This is a genomic window from Oerskovia enterophila (genome assembly GCF_001692445.1).
Taxonomy (GTDB): domain Bacteria; phylum Actinomycetota; class Actinomycetes; order Actinomycetales; family Cellulomonadaceae; genus Oerskovia; species Oerskovia enterophila.
Genome location: NZ_MAQA01000021.1, coordinates 23,083 through 35,269 on the forward strand (window position 1 = coordinate 23,083; position 12,187 = coordinate 35,269).

Genomic DNA, 12,187 nt, shown 5'->3' on the forward strand with positions numbered 1-12,187 from the left:
GTCGCACGGGCTCCTCGTTCGGAGAACTGCCCGGTTGCTGGGAGAATGGTCCCCATGACCACACCCGACCACGCACAGCCCGATGCCCAGGCATCCCTCGACGAGGTGTCGCAGACCCCCGGTGAGACGATCGACCAGGCGAGCGACGTCGTCGGGCAGCCTGAAGACTCGACCGACCCCTACGTCCCCTCCGAGGACGACGAGCAGGACGACGACAGCCGCGAGCGCTCGCTGCGCGCCGGCCTCGCGGACTACGAGCTCGCCGACGAGGACCTCGCGCTCCTGTCCGCGGACGGCGAGGACCTGGACGGCGAAGCCCCTCCGGCGCCCCTGCCCGTCCTCGCGATCGTCGGACGCCCCAACGTGGGCAAGTCCACGCTCGTCAACCGCATCCTCGGCCGCCGCGAGGCCGTGACCGAGGACAAGCCCGGCGTCACACGCGACCGCGTCTCCTACCCGGCCGAGTGGGCCGGGCGCCAGTTCACGCTCGTCGACACGGGCGGCTGGGAGGTCGACGTCGCCGGCATCGAGGCGCGCGTCGCCGAGCAGGCCGAGGTCGCGATCGCGCTCTCGGACGCCGTCGTGTTCGTCGTCGATGCGACCGTGGGCCCCACGGCCACGGACGAGCGCGTCGTGCGCCTGCTCCGCAAGTCCGGCAAGCCCGTGGTGCTGTGCGCCAACAAGGTCGACGGCGCACGCGGCGAGTCCGACGCGACCGAGCTGTGGAGCCTGGGGCTCGGCGAGCCCCACCCCGTCTCGGCCCTGCACGGCCGTGGCACGGGCGACCTGCTCGACGCCGCCATGAAGGCCCTGCCGCTCGTGTCCGAGCACGCGGTCGTCCTGCCCTCGGGCCCGCGCCGCGTCGCGCTCGTCGGGCGCCCCAACGTGGGCAAGTCCTCGCTGCTGAACAAGGTCGCGGGCTCGGACCGCGTGGTCGTCGACTCGGTCGCCGGCACCACGCGCGACCCGGTCGACGAGCTCGTGCTCCTCAAGGGCATCCCGTGGTGGTTCGTCGACACCGCGGGGATCCGCCGCCGCGTGCACCAGACCAAGGGCGCAGACTTCTACGCCTCGCTGCGCACCCAGGCAGCGATCGAGAAGGCCGAGATCGCGGTCGTGCTCGTGGACGCGTCGGTGCCGCTCACCGAGCAGGACACGCGCGTCATCTCCCAGGTCGTCGACGCGGGCCGCGCCCTCGTCATCGCGTACAACAAGTGGGACCTCATGGACGAGGACCGTCGTCCGTTCCTCGAGCGCGAGATCGAGCAGGACCTCGTCCAGGTCCAGTGGGCACCGCGCGTCAACGTGTCGGCCCGCACCGGCTGGCACACCGACCGCCTGGTGCCCGCGCTCGAGCGCTCGCTCGAGTCCTGGGACAAGCGCATCCCCACGGGACGCCTCAACGCGTTCCTGGGCGAGCTCGTCGCCGCCCACCCGCACCCGCTGCGTGGCGGCAAGCAGCCGCGCATCCTGTTCGCGACCCAGGCCTCCACGCGCCCGCCGCGCTTCGTGATCTTCGCCACGGGCTTCCTCGAGGCCGGCTACCGCCGCTTCATCGAGCGTCGTCTGCGCGAGACCTTCGGGTTCGACGGCACGCCCATCGAGATCTCGGTGCGCGTGCGCGAGAAGCGCAAGCGCTGACGTCGACCTGCGGGGCCCCGGCGGGGCTCCTGCCGGGCGCGTGAGGCGTCGAGAGATCCACGGGAGGGCCGTGCGTGCCGGAAGGCGCGCACGGCCCTCCTGGGCGTTCCGGGGCGCATCAGAGATGCTCCTTGGGAGCAGGGGGACCGGTCGCGGCCGGCGCGCGGGGCGGAACCCGGCGCTGGGAGTGGACCGACCGGTCGCTGAGAGCCTGCTGTCGGCGCGCTGGGCGACGGCTCGGGACGTGCTGTACGGACGGTGGGAGGGGGCCGAGAACGCGTGATCCAGGCCACTCACCAGCGACGATGCACGGAGTGCGCCCAAAGTGGGGTATTGTTTCTCTCGGCCCTGAAGGGCTGGTGAAGCCCTCCGGGGCTCACGGGCTGTGGCGCAGCTTGGTAGCGCACTTGACTGGGGGTCAAGGGGTCGCAGGTTCAAATCCTGTCAGCCCGACAGTGAGAGGCTAGGAATCGCAACGATTCCTAGCCTCTCGTCGTATCCGGAGCCGGTCGAGGTGCACAGAGGTACACGCATCCACCGGGTGAGCGCGATCTCGGTGAGCGCGATCTCGCTCCGCTGGCCACCCGGGCCCGCAGCTCGCGAGCGAGTCCAGCCGGGGTCGTCGCCGACGACCAGCGCCCGATGTCGAGGCGGCCCTCCGCCGCCCACGTCCGCACCCTGGGTAGATCAACAGGGTGTGCCCACCCGGCGTGCGCGAGCATTCCATGCGCTTCTCGCGCGGGCGCGCCTCGCCCGCGAACGGCTAGAACCGGTTGCACGTCGGGCACCGTGGTGATGGGAAGCGCGCCCCCCGCCCTGGGTCTGTCTCCACTTCGTCACCCAGCCAGCGTCCGCGCAGGGTCTGACAACGACGAACGACCCCGCTCTCCGAAGAGGGCGGGACCACGGTGAGGTGAATTCTCGTGCGGGGTCATGACATGGGCGGGACCCGCGCCCCAGACTGCCACTCATGGGCAAGGGAGCCAGACAGGAGAAGTCCCCGTGCGTCTTCTGTGGGTCGGACGCGAAGTACTCGGCGGAGCACGTGCTCGCGAAGCACTGGCGACAGCTTCGCGGCCCCGAGCGCGGGCCGGTCTTTCACCGGGGCTTCAGCCGCGACCCCGACGGGACGATCAGGACGCATGACAGCGTCAAAGAGGCGAAGTTCTTCGACATGCAGGCGAAGAGCGGGATCTGTGAGTCGTGCAACACCGGGTGGATGTCGAGGCTGGAGGTTGCGGTCAGGCCGAAGCTCGAGCACCTCGCCAAGCCCCTCGCCGAGGGATCGTTCACATTCCTGACTGCGAACACCTCCGCCCGGCTGGAACTCCATCGCTGGGGGTGAGATCCAGTATCGGCTGTGCTTGTTCGCCATCCACCGGGTCCTCACGATCACCGTGATGTGGGAGACCGATCTGACGGAGAAATACCTCAACGCCGTGAACCCAGATGTGTTCTTCGGACCCAGTCTCTTTCGAGCGCCGATGCTTCCATCGTTGGCCCCCATCCCGGGCCCTGAGCTGCAACCGATCAAGGACCAGTTCGACGAATGGATGAAGGCTCAACTCCTGGTCGAGGTTGAGCGGCAGTTCGTCGAAGGCAACGACGAGGATCGCACACGGATCAGTGCATGGATCCAGCGGCTACACGGAGAGTCGATAGCCAACCCAGATCTCGCTCACGATCCCGACTTCCCCTGATGTCCTTGGGCGAGTTCGTAGGAGCCGTGCACGAGGTCTTCGACGAGCCGTTTCGTGACTCCGGGGCCGGCACCGACGGAGATCCAGTGGTTCTTGTCGAGGTAGTGCCCGGCCGTGATCGAGTCGTGGTCGCGGCGCAGCGCGTCCCCGTGGTGGGGGTCGACCTTCACGGTGATGATCTGCAGCTGGGGGTCGTCCTCGGTGACGATGAGGAACACCTTGTCGTGCACCTTCCACACGTCCAGATGCGGCGTGAACGGGCGCCCGTGACTGACGTGCGCGAGCGACGCCGCGGTGTCGCGGGCGGTCTGCTGCAGCTGCGCTCCGGAGAGGGTCATTGCTCGCTCTTCCCGAACGTCGCGGGATCGACGGGCCGCTTGGCTCGGGGAAGGTGCTCGACGACGAGCAGGTAGGACTCGGTCACCAGGTCTTCCACGAGCTGCTTCTGCAGGTCTCCGCCGGGGTGCAGGGTGATCCAGTGCTGCTTGTTCATGTGGTAGCCAGGCGTGATGTCCTCGTGCTGCTCCCGGAGAGCCTTTCCGTCCTCCGGCGCGGCCTTGACGATGACCATCGGTTCCCCGGTGATCTCGGTCAGCAGCATGAACACCTTGTCCCGCACCTTGTACACGTCCCAGTCCGGGCCGAAGGGGTGTTCGAGCTCTGCACCGGGAAGCTCTTCCACTCGGTCCCTGGCGTACTGCTGCAGCGTGTCGTCGTCCATGTGTCCTCCAAGATCGAAGTCGCGACGTGAAGTGCGTACCATGGTACGTACTCGGACTGACGGAGGGAGATCTCGGTGCGCAAGGGCAGGCCCAATGACCCAGAACGACGTGCGCGCATCCTGCGAGCCGCGCTCGAGGTGATCCGGGCGGAAGGGGTGCATGCCGCCTCTTACCGGCGCATCGCCGCGCAGGCGGGTGTCGGGCTCGGGTCGATGACGTACTACTTCCCCGACCTCGAGGGCCTGATCGTCACCGCGTTCCAGACGCTCCGAGGAGAGATGGAACCCCGGTACGCGGCGCCGATACGACGCGCGTCGACGGTCGAGGATGTGGTCGACGTACTCGCGTCGGCGACCGTCGGCGCCACGAGCCCGAGCGCGTCGGACGTGCGCCTCTACACCGAGCTGTACCACTACGCGGCCCGTAGTCCTCGCGCCGCCGACCTCATCCGCGCCTTGCAAGAGGAGTCGCTGACGGTGCTCCGCACTCGCCTGTCGGACGACGCGGCACGAGCTGTCGACGCGCTGATGTGGGGGTGGTGGAGCTACCGCTCGTTCCACCAGGACGTGCCCCTCGACGAAGACATGGTCCGCCGCGCCTACCGGGCGCTCCTCGACCTCCCTACGATCGTCGCCCCGCCTCGACAGGAGCTCCACCATGCCTGACACCATGCGTGCGATCCGACTCACCGGGCCGGTCGCGCTCGACGAGCTCACCGTCTCGCACGTGCCGATCCCCGACGTCGAACCAGGGCGCGTGCGCATCCGCGTGAGAGCGTTCGGCGTCAACGAATCCGAGGTCACCAGCTGCAAGGGAGAGTCCGGACCCGACTTCAGCTTTCCCCGGATCCTCGGCATCGAAGCCGTCGGCGTCGTCGACGCTGTCGGCGATGGCGTCGACATGGTCCCCGGGCAGAAGGTCGCCACGATGATGGGAGGCCTCGGCCGCTCCATCGACGGCAGCTACGCGCAGTACACCGTCGTCGACGCAGCGAACGCGATCCCCTTCGACACCGACCTGAGCTGGGACGTCGTCGGTGCGCTCCCGGAGATGCTGCAGACCGCGCACGGCTCGCTCACCAGGGGACTCCGGCTGCAGGCCGGCCAGCACGTACTCATCCATGGCGGCACGTCCACCGTGGGCCTCACCGCGATCGCGATCGCACACCAGCTTGGCGCTACCGTGACCGCAACCACACGCAACCCCACCCGGCTCGACCTTCTCAGGCAGGTGGGCGCCGACCACGCCGTGCTTGACGACAACAACCTCGCGGACGCGGTCCGGGCGATCGCACCAGGCGGCCTCGACGGAGCCCTCGAGTTCGTCAGCGCATCCGCGCTTCCTGACACTCTCTCCCTCATCCAGCCCGGCGGGAACGTTTGCTTCGTCGGTGCACTTGACGGGCAGTGGACCATCAGCGAGTTCTCGCCGTTCACCATCCCCACAGGCGTGGGTCTCACGAGCTATGCCGGGGACGCGGATGACCTCCCTGTCGACGCGCTGAGCCGCTACCTCCGGTCGATCGAGGCCGGCACCCTGGACATCGTCATCGCCGGCGTCTACGAAGGGCTCGAGAAGGTAGCCGAAGCGCACCACGACCTCGAGTCCGGCCACCGCCCCGGCAAGCACGTCGTCACCCTCCCAGCAAACGGACGCACCACCGCCCATCAGGTCACCGACCCGCAGTCATGAGACGAGAACCGAGCATCCAGGCGCCATGCGAACCTGGCGGAGGCGGCTGTCCAGAGGCGTCCAGAACGATAGACACGGGAAGGAGTCCTCTCAAGGGGACCCACCCCCGCCACGACTCCTGGTACTTGGCGAGCGGGTCGACATCCGTGTGCGGGTGTGCAGGTGCAGGCCAGGGGAGTCGGCGAGACTGCGATGTCCTGAAGGATGTGGCCCCGACCGATGCCGCCAATCTGATCGCGGGCAGAAGCGTAGGGTCCGCGCCAGGCGACGGCCTTCCAGGCTGCTGGTCTGCCTCGACGAGCTCATGCGCGGGACAGCGACCGGGCCAGGACCCCCGCTGCGAGTGCGAGCGCGACGAGCACGGCGCCCACTTGGTGGAACGCGGCGAGTGCCGCACCGCTGTCTGCGCCGGTCGCGACCATCGACCCGAGGATGCCTACCCCGACCGCACCGCCGAGCCGCTGGGTGATGTTGTACAGGGTGTTGCCGTCGGCAAGCTCGTCCTCGCCGAGTGGTGCAAGGAAGGCGGCGAGCAGCGGCGTCGTGACGAATCCCGCGGCGAGGGCGCGTCCGCACAGCATGATCGCAGTGACCCACAGCGGTGTGTCGTTCGTGAGCAGCAGCATCACGCCGCTTGACACGGCGAGCGCGGCGAACCCGAGCGTCACCAGGGTTCGCAGTGGGATGTGTGTCGAGATGCGCTGACCTAGTGCAGTTCCCAGGCCCATGACGACGCCCTGAGGGATCAGGGCTAGCCCCGTGGCGAGAGCGGTGTGCCCTTGCACCTGCTGGGTGAACACCGGAATCAGGAACACGGTCCCGAAGGCGATGACCGAGGCGAGCACCTGAAGTATCAGCGCGAGGAGCGACTGACTGCTACGGATGACGTCGAGGCGTACCGGAGGGTCCTTTCGACGGGACGAGGTTCTGACGTACGCGGCGAGCAGCCCGATCCCTGCGACGACCAGCGCGAGCGGTGCGGGGTTGCCCCATCCGCTGGCGGAGCCGCGCGTGGCCCCGAGAAGCGTGGTCACGAGACCGGCCGACAGCAAGAGGAACCCGATCGGGTCGAACCGGGAATCGGCCCTGGCCCGCGTTCCGAGGCGGCGCAGGCGCAGCGCGAGCAGCAGTCCGGCCGCGCCCACCGGTACGTTGACCAGGAAGACCCACCGCCACCCTCCGGCGCCGATCAGAAGGCCTCCGAGTGACGGTCCGAGGGCGGGAGCGAGGAACAGCACCACGGCGGCCGAGACGGGGACCTTGCCACCGCTCAGGCCGTCCTTGCCCATCAGGATGCTCAGCGCCAGCGGGACCAGGGGAGCGCCGACGAAGCCCTGCACGACCCGAGCGGTGACGAGCAGCTCGATGCTCGGGGCCAAGGCGCACACGGCAGAGGTGGCGACGAACAGCGCCATGCTGACCAGGTAGATGCGCATCGTGCCGAAGCGGCGTGAGGCGTACGCGGTCAGTGCCAGCCCTACGGCGAGGGACAACAGGTACCCGGAGACGACCCAGTGGACCGTGTCGAGCCCGGCGCGGAGGTCTTGGGCGATGTCCGGGACCGCGACGTTGACGATGCTTGAGTCGAGCATGCTGAGGGAAGGGCCGATGAGCAGGCCATACCGTGCGGCTCGGCCGATCCTCGTGGCACCGGGGCGTGTGTCCGCGCCGTCGACGGTCACGACCGTTCCGCCTCGTTGCGCAGGTCGTCGAGCCAGCGCAGCTCCTGCGTGAGGCGATCGACCAGCTGTTCCTGTGCGCGGCGCCGCCATGGCAGGGCCGGGTCCCGCGGGACCTCGGCCAGGAGGCCCTGTACCTGAGCGAGCGCGTGCTCGACGATCTGACGTCGCACCCCCAGGACGCCGAGGCGCGACGATACCGGGAGCTCGTCGAAGAAGCTGACGCGGAGCAAGAACTCCTCATCGTCGCTCGCCAGCTCGCGCGGCAGTGTCGACACGAGGTCGTGCAGCATGCCGCGGCCGGTCTCGGTGATGGCGTAGACGTTGCGCGCCGGACGCCCTTCCTGCTGCTCAACAGACTTGGTCACCGCGCCGTCGCGCTCCAGCTGCTTGAGGGCCGGGTAGAGCGAGTTGTTGTTGACCGGCGCGATCGACGGGCGTCGTATCCGGCTCTTCAGCTCGTAGCCGTGCGCCGGGCCGCTCCGCAGGACACTCAGGGCGTAGATCTTGATCGTCACCCGTCCACCTTAACCTAGGTTAGGGTGGACGGCGCGCGCGAGATGCTTGCCTTTCTAGAACCTCTGGCCGCGCCGTGACTGCACCTCAAGCCTTCGGGTCGCCGGGACCACCGGTGCATATGTGTTCTGGGAAGAGGAAGTGCTCTCGCCGTGCTTTGTCCTGCGCCTCCGGTTTGATCGAGCGCTTCGAGAGATTGAAGCCACGGAAGGACGGATCGATCTCTTGCGCCCAACGGCAGTTGCTGTGCAGGATCGGGGGTCACCGGTGGGCCGTCTACCTTGACGTGGATCGATCGGTGGGAGCAGGCGAAGGAGACGTGTCCGGGAGGTGACACGGTGTCCGAGCGGATACCACGGGACTGGCAGGGGCCGTGTGTCTAGTTGATTCGCGCTTGATCCTTCTCGCAAAGACCTGTAAATGGCTCCCGAGAGCCTGTCCCACAAGGTGTCCCAAGACCCCCGACGGACGCCAGCACAGGGTGCTCCGGGGCGGCACAGGGTGGCGCGGGACCGGAGAGCAAAGCAAGTGATCGCAGAAGGAAGGCCAAGCGAATCCGCGGAATCGGATCGTTCGGAGGGGCTACAAGGGGTCGCAGGTTCACATCCTGTCAGCCCGACCGTGAGAGGCGATAGGGAATCGGAACGATTCCTAGCCTCTCGTTGTACCTGGGGCCGGTCGGGGCGCACCCAGAGGTGCACACATCGTCGGGTGACGGGCACTGCTCCGCGTGCCGCAGCTCGCGCGCCGGCCCGGGCCGGCGTCGTGGCCGACGACAAGGCCCGACGTCGAGGCGCTTCTCGGCCGCGTACCCCGCACCCGGGCAGATCCGCAGCGTCTGCCCACTCGCATGCCGCACGAGCGTTCCGTGTGCGTCGCGCACGGAGGTGGTTGTCGAGTTGAGCTGCGGTGTCTCTCGACGATCCAGTGTGCGGTGGCGTCGCCGCCCCTGTGGGTCTGGTGAGCCTGGTCTTCCGCACCCCGCGCGAATCTGTAGTCTCAGGGCACACACGGTCACGACGGGGGTGCGTTCATGCGAGGAAAGCAGGTGGCCGGGGCTTCGGCTCTGGTGCTGGTGGCTCTGATGGTGGCCGGCTGCAGCGGGGAGAGCAGCGCCCTTCCGGAGCCCACGGGCGAGGTGGTCCAGGCTGACGCACCCGTGGACGACGCGGCGCAGGACGCTGCCGCGTGCGCGGCTGTCTCCGACGTCATGTCGATCGTGGAGAACGCCGACATCGCCCTGAGCGAGGGCCGCGTGGCCGTCCAGGAGCAGCAGGGCTGGTACGAGGTCGCGACACATGTGCTGCACCGCATCCCCTCGAGCGGCGACAGCGCCGTCAGCCAAGGGGTCGCCGACCTGCAGGAGGCTGTCCCCGCGGTCGAGCTCTGGGCGAGGACCGAACCCACCGTCATCAGGTCGGACGCCTGGCGGGATGCCCTTTCCGCCCTCGACGAGCCTTGCCTGGCGGTCGATTCTGAGCTGACCATCTCCATGTTCACGGGCGGCTGAGGCTCGCTCGCGACGCCCGGAGCCGTCGTCCCTCCCGCGCTCTAGCAGGCCACCGGCCGTGACTGCCTTGACTTCCTGACGCTGACGTCAGGTCCAGGTGTGTGCGCCATGACCGCTCGCCGCAGACTGTGTTTGGGCGGATCAGTACTGGGTCGCTCGTTCACGTGCAAGAGCGCCCTCGGCGGACTCAGCGTGCCGCCGTCGTCCGCCCGCTTTCACGACCGCTCGGGACCAGTCTTCCCATCGGCCCGGCACCACTTGGTCGTGCATCCGCGTCGAGCGGGTCGGAGAGCATCGGTCAGACCACCAGGTGGGCGAGCAGCCCGCTCTCGCGACAGCGCTTCGCGCACCAGGAGGGTTGAGGGCGCCGCGGAGCGCCCTGGGTCCAGGTGGGCGCTGACGAGGCGCCGAGGTCGCGATGGCGTGCGGCGGAGTTCTCGATCGACGGCCGCCCTTACCCCTGGCCTTCGCACCAGGGGTGCCGACCGCCGCGTTGCGCGCGCCTGATGGCTCGAAACGAAAGCACGACATTTACATTCGGAACTGCGCTGTGTACGTTTGACGTCATGGACAGTGCCACCCGACAGCAGCGGATCGTCCAGCGCCTCCGCGAGACCGAACGACTCGAGGTTGCCGACCTGGCCCTCGAGCTCGATACCTCCGAGGTCACGGTCCGCCGTGACCTCGACGCTCTCGCGTCCGCGGGTGCGCTCCGCCGTGTCCACGGTGGTGCGGTCAGCCTGCTGCTGAGGGGGGAGGAGCTGCCGTTCGCGCTGCGCGAGATCGAGTCGACCCCGGCCAAGGAACGCATCGCACAGACGGTCGCAGGGCTGCTCAGCGACGGCGAGGCCGTGATCGTGGACAGCGGGACCACGGGTCTCGCGATCGCCCGCGCCCTCGTCGGGCGGCGCCTGACCGTCGTGCCCCTGTCGATCCCCGCCGCTCACGTCCTCTCCGCGAGCGCCTCGACCACGCTCAAGGTTCCCGGGGGCACGTCCCGGTTCGGGGAGGGCTCGCTCGTCGGTCCCATGGCCGAGGCCTCGCTGCGCTCGCTGCGCGTGGACACCGCGATCATCAGCTGTTGCGGACTGTCGCCCACCGACGGCGTCACCGCGTACGACGACGTCGAGGCCGCCACCAAGCGTGCCGCGATGTCCAGCGCGCGGCGCACGATCCTCGTCGGGGAGGCCGCGAAGTTCTCGCGCACGGCGCTCGCGGTCGTGTGCGAGGTGACCGACTTCGACGTGCTCGTGACCGACCCCGACGCGCCCGCTGATGCGGTCGCCCAGATTCGTCAGGCCGGCGTCGACGTCCTGGGCGTCTGACCGGCTTGTCGACCGGGGCGACGCACGGCGGACGCCTCCCACCCACGACCCTGAGAGACCTCACCCATGACCGACACCACCGTGGCCCGCCCACGTCCCCGCCCCGCCCGGGGCGCAGCCGTCCCGCGTGAGCTGCGCCGGGCCCGCGTCGCCGTCGCGGCGCTGTTCTTCACCAACGGCGCCATCTTCGCCAACCTGTTCCCCGAGTACCCGGCGATCAAGGCCGAGCTCGGTCTGAGCAACGCGCAGTACGGTCTGGCGATCGCGGCCTTCCCCACGGGAGCCCTCGTCGCGGGCCTCGCCGCGGGCGTCCTGATCCGGCGTCTGCGTTCCTCGCGCGTCGCGGTGGTGGGAACGATCCTGACCGGCCTGGGGGTCCTGGGCGCGGGGTCGTCCTCGACGTGGACCATGCTCGCGGTCGGGCTCCTGCTCGCAGGGGCCATGGACGCGATCACCGACGTCGCCCAGAACGCGCACGGCCTGCGGGTCCAGCGACGCTACGGGCGGTCGATCCTCAACTCGTTCCACGCGGTGTGGAGCATCGGTGCCGTGACGGGCGGGCTCATGGGCGCCGGTGCGGTCGCGATCGGCATGTCGCGGGGGCTGCACCTGGGCCTGTCGGCCCTGGTCTTCGCGGCCGTCGCGCTCTCGTGCTACCGGTTCCTGCTGCCCGGCCCCGAGGATGCGGACCGCGTCGCGGCCGACGACGGCGCGGGCGAGGCCGCCTCGGGCACGGGGTCCACGAGCGTGGCACCCGTCACGGACCGTGCCACGCATGGTTCCCGTGTCCCGGGCCTGCTCGTGCGCGTCGGGACGCTCGCGGCCCTGGTCCTCATCGCCGCGGCCGGCGCCGTGGTGGAGGACTCGGGCAGCACCTGGGCCGCCGTCTACCTCTCGCAGTCGCTGGGAGCGTCGCTCTCGCTCGCGGCGTTCGGCTTCGTGGCGCTGACCGGCGCGCAGTTCGTCGGTCGTCTCGTCGGCGATCGGGTGGTCGACAGGTTCGGCCAGCGCGCCGTGGCCCGCACGGGCGGCGCCCTGACCGCGGTCGGTATGGGACTCGCCCTGGCCTTCCCGACCGTGCCCGGCACGATCGCCGGGTTCGCTGCGGCGGGACTGGGCATCGCGACCCTCGTGCCCGCAGCGATGCACGGCGCGGACGAGCTGCCGGGCCTGCGCCCCGGGACCGGGCTGGCCGTCGTGAGCTGGCTCATGCGGATCGGCTTCCTGCTCTCCCCGCCGCTCGTCGGTCTCGTCGCCGACCATTCGTCGCTCCGGGCGGGCCTCCTGGTGGTCCCGGCGGCCGGGCTGGTCGTCGTGCTGGCCTCGCAGGTTCTCGATACGCGTCGAGCCCTCCGGGCCTGACGCGCGTCGCCTGCCGCCTGCCGGGCCGCTGTGCGCACCG

12 protein-coding genes and 1 tRNA gene are annotated in these 12,187 nt (G+C 69.4%); 9 read left to right on the forward strand and 4 right to left on the reverse strand.

All coding sequences use genetic code 11. The features are described 5' to 3' along the window. Nucleotides 1-54 precede the first annotated feature (54 nt). The 4 genes from der (at nt 55) to OERS_RS10080 (ending at nt 3,341) form a co-directional block, all read left to right on the forward strand. Entirely contained in the window at nt 55-1,641 is a 1,587-nt protein-coding gene (der, locus tag OERS_RS10065) for a ribosome biogenesis GTPase Der (protein ID WP_056651616.1), read from the forward strand. Between the two features lie 379 nt (nt 1,642-2,020). Further along, a tRNA-Pro gene (locus OERS_RS10070) sits at nt 2,021-2,094 on the forward strand. A gap of 517 nt (nt 2,095-2,611) precedes the next feature. Continuing rightward, nucleotides 2,612-2,986, forward strand: a complete 375-nt coding sequence (locus OERS_RS10075) for a hypothetical protein (RefSeq protein ID WP_068625657.1) — start codon at nt 2,612-2,614, stop codon at nt 2,984-2,986. A 19-nt stretch (nt 2,987-3,005) separates the two neighbouring features. After that, a complete protein-coding gene (locus OERS_RS10080) occupies nt 3,006-3,341 on the forward strand; it encodes a hypothetical protein (RefSeq protein WP_068708861.1) in 336 nt (111 codons plus the stop codon). On the opposite strand, the gene OERS_RS10085 is transcribed toward OERS_RS10080, so the two are convergent. Together OERS_RS10085 and OERS_RS10090 are read right to left on the reverse strand one after the other, a co-directional pair. After that, the gene (locus OERS_RS10085) at nt 3,320-3,679 is read right to left on the reverse strand and encodes an MmcQ/YjbR family DNA-binding protein (RefSeq protein WP_068625659.1); all 360 of its coding nucleotides are present in this window, start codon (nt 3,677-3,679) and stop codon (nt 3,320-3,322) included. The two genes, OERS_RS10080 and OERS_RS10085, sit on opposite strands and share 22 nt — an antisense overlap. After that, nucleotides 3,676-4,062 carry an MmcQ/YjbR family DNA-binding protein gene (locus OERS_RS10090; protein ID WP_068625660.1) on the reverse strand — a complete coding sequence of 129 codons (387 nt, stop codon included), beginning with the start codon at nt 4,060-4,062 and terminating at the stop codon, nt 3,676-3,678. Before OERS_RS10090 ends, OERS_RS10085 begins: the two co-directional genes overlap by 4 nt. A 75-nt stretch (nt 4,063-4,137) precedes the next feature. On the opposite strand from OERS_RS10090, the gene OERS_RS10095 reads away from it, so the two are divergent. Together OERS_RS10095 and OERS_RS10100 are read left to right on the forward strand one after the other, a co-directional pair. Beyond that, nucleotides 4,138-4,728 carry a TetR/AcrR family transcriptional regulator gene (locus OERS_RS10095; protein ID WP_269452538.1) on the forward strand — a complete coding sequence of 197 codons (591 nt, stop codon included), beginning with the start codon at nt 4,138-4,140 and terminating at the stop codon, nt 4,726-4,728. Beyond that, nucleotides 4,721-5,755, forward strand: a complete 1,035-nt coding sequence (locus tag OERS_RS10100; protein ID WP_068625662.1) for a zinc-binding dehydrogenase — start codon at nt 4,721-4,723, stop codon at nt 5,753-5,755. The genes OERS_RS10095 and OERS_RS10100 overlap by 8 nt, the downstream gene beginning before the upstream one ends. Nucleotides 5,756-6,057: 302 nt before the next feature. Here the strand turns inward: OERS_RS10100 and OERS_RS10105 are convergent, their stop codons facing one another. Beyond that, the gene (locus OERS_RS10105) at nt 6,058-7,527 is read right to left on the reverse strand and encodes a DHA2 family efflux MFS transporter permease subunit (RefSeq protein WP_082608946.1); all 1,470 of its coding nucleotides are present in this window, start codon (nt 7,525-7,527) and stop codon (nt 6,058-6,060) included. Further along, nucleotides 7,434-7,952: a PadR family transcriptional regulator gene (locus OERS_RS10110; protein WP_068625663.1), complete on the reverse strand. Its 519-nt coding sequence runs from the start codon at nt 7,950-7,952 to the stop codon at nt 7,434-7,436. The genes OERS_RS10105 and OERS_RS10110 overlap by 94 nt, the downstream gene beginning before the upstream one ends. Before the next feature lie 1,157 nt (nt 7,953-9,109). On the opposite strand from OERS_RS10110, the gene OERS_RS10115 reads away from it, so the two are divergent. From OERS_RS10115 to OERS_RS10125, 3 genes are all read left to right on the forward strand, one after another. Then, entirely contained in the window at nt 9,110-9,460 is a 351-nt protein-coding gene (locus OERS_RS10115) for a hypothetical protein (protein WP_139107775.1), read from the forward strand. A 566-nt stretch (nt 9,461-10,026) separates the two neighbouring features. Next, entirely contained in the window at nt 10,027-10,785 is a 759-nt protein-coding gene (locus tag OERS_RS10120; RefSeq protein ID WP_068625665.1) for a DeoR/GlpR family DNA-binding transcription regulator, read from the forward strand. A gap of 66 nt (nt 10,786-10,851) precedes the next feature. Beyond that, a complete protein-coding gene (locus tag OERS_RS10125) occupies nt 10,852-12,147 on the forward strand; it encodes an MFS transporter (RefSeq protein ID WP_083201358.1) in 1,296 nt (431 codons plus the stop codon). The last annotated feature ends 40 nt before the right edge of the window (nt 12,148-12,187 follow it).

Excerpts from the sequence above, each read along its gene's own strand:
- OERS_RS10090 (WP_068625660.1), bottom strand. The coding sequence starts at position 4,062 with ATGGACGACGACACGCTGCAGCAGTACGCCAGGGACCGAGTGGAAGAG.
- OERS_RS10100 (WP_068625662.1), top strand. The coding sequence starts at position 4,721 with ATGCCTGACACCATGCGTGCGATCCGACTCACCGGGCCGGTCGCGCTC.
- OERS_RS10085 (WP_068625659.1), bottom strand. The coding sequence starts at position 3,679 with ATGACCCTCTCCGGAGCGCAGCTGCAGCAGACCGCCCGCGACACCGCG.
- OERS_RS10075 (WP_068625657.1), top strand. The coding sequence starts at position 2,612 with ATGGGCAAGGGAGCCAGACAGGAGAAGTCCCCGTGCGTCTTCTGTGGG.
- OERS_RS10120 (WP_068625665.1), top strand. The coding sequence starts at position 10,027 with ATGGACAGTGCCACCCGACAGCAGCGGATCGTCCAGCGCCTCCGCGAG.
- OERS_RS10125 (WP_083201358.1), top strand. The coding sequence starts at position 10,852 with ATGACCGACACCACCGTGGCCCGCCCACGTCCCCGCCCCGCCCGGGGC.
- OERS_RS10105 (WP_082608946.1), bottom strand. The coding sequence starts at position 7,527 with ATGGCGGCGCCGCGCACAGGAACAGCTGGTCGATCGCCTCACGCAGGA.
- der (WP_056651616.1), top strand. The coding sequence starts at position 55 with ATGACCACACCCGACCACGCACAGCCCGATGCCCAGGCATCCCTCGAC.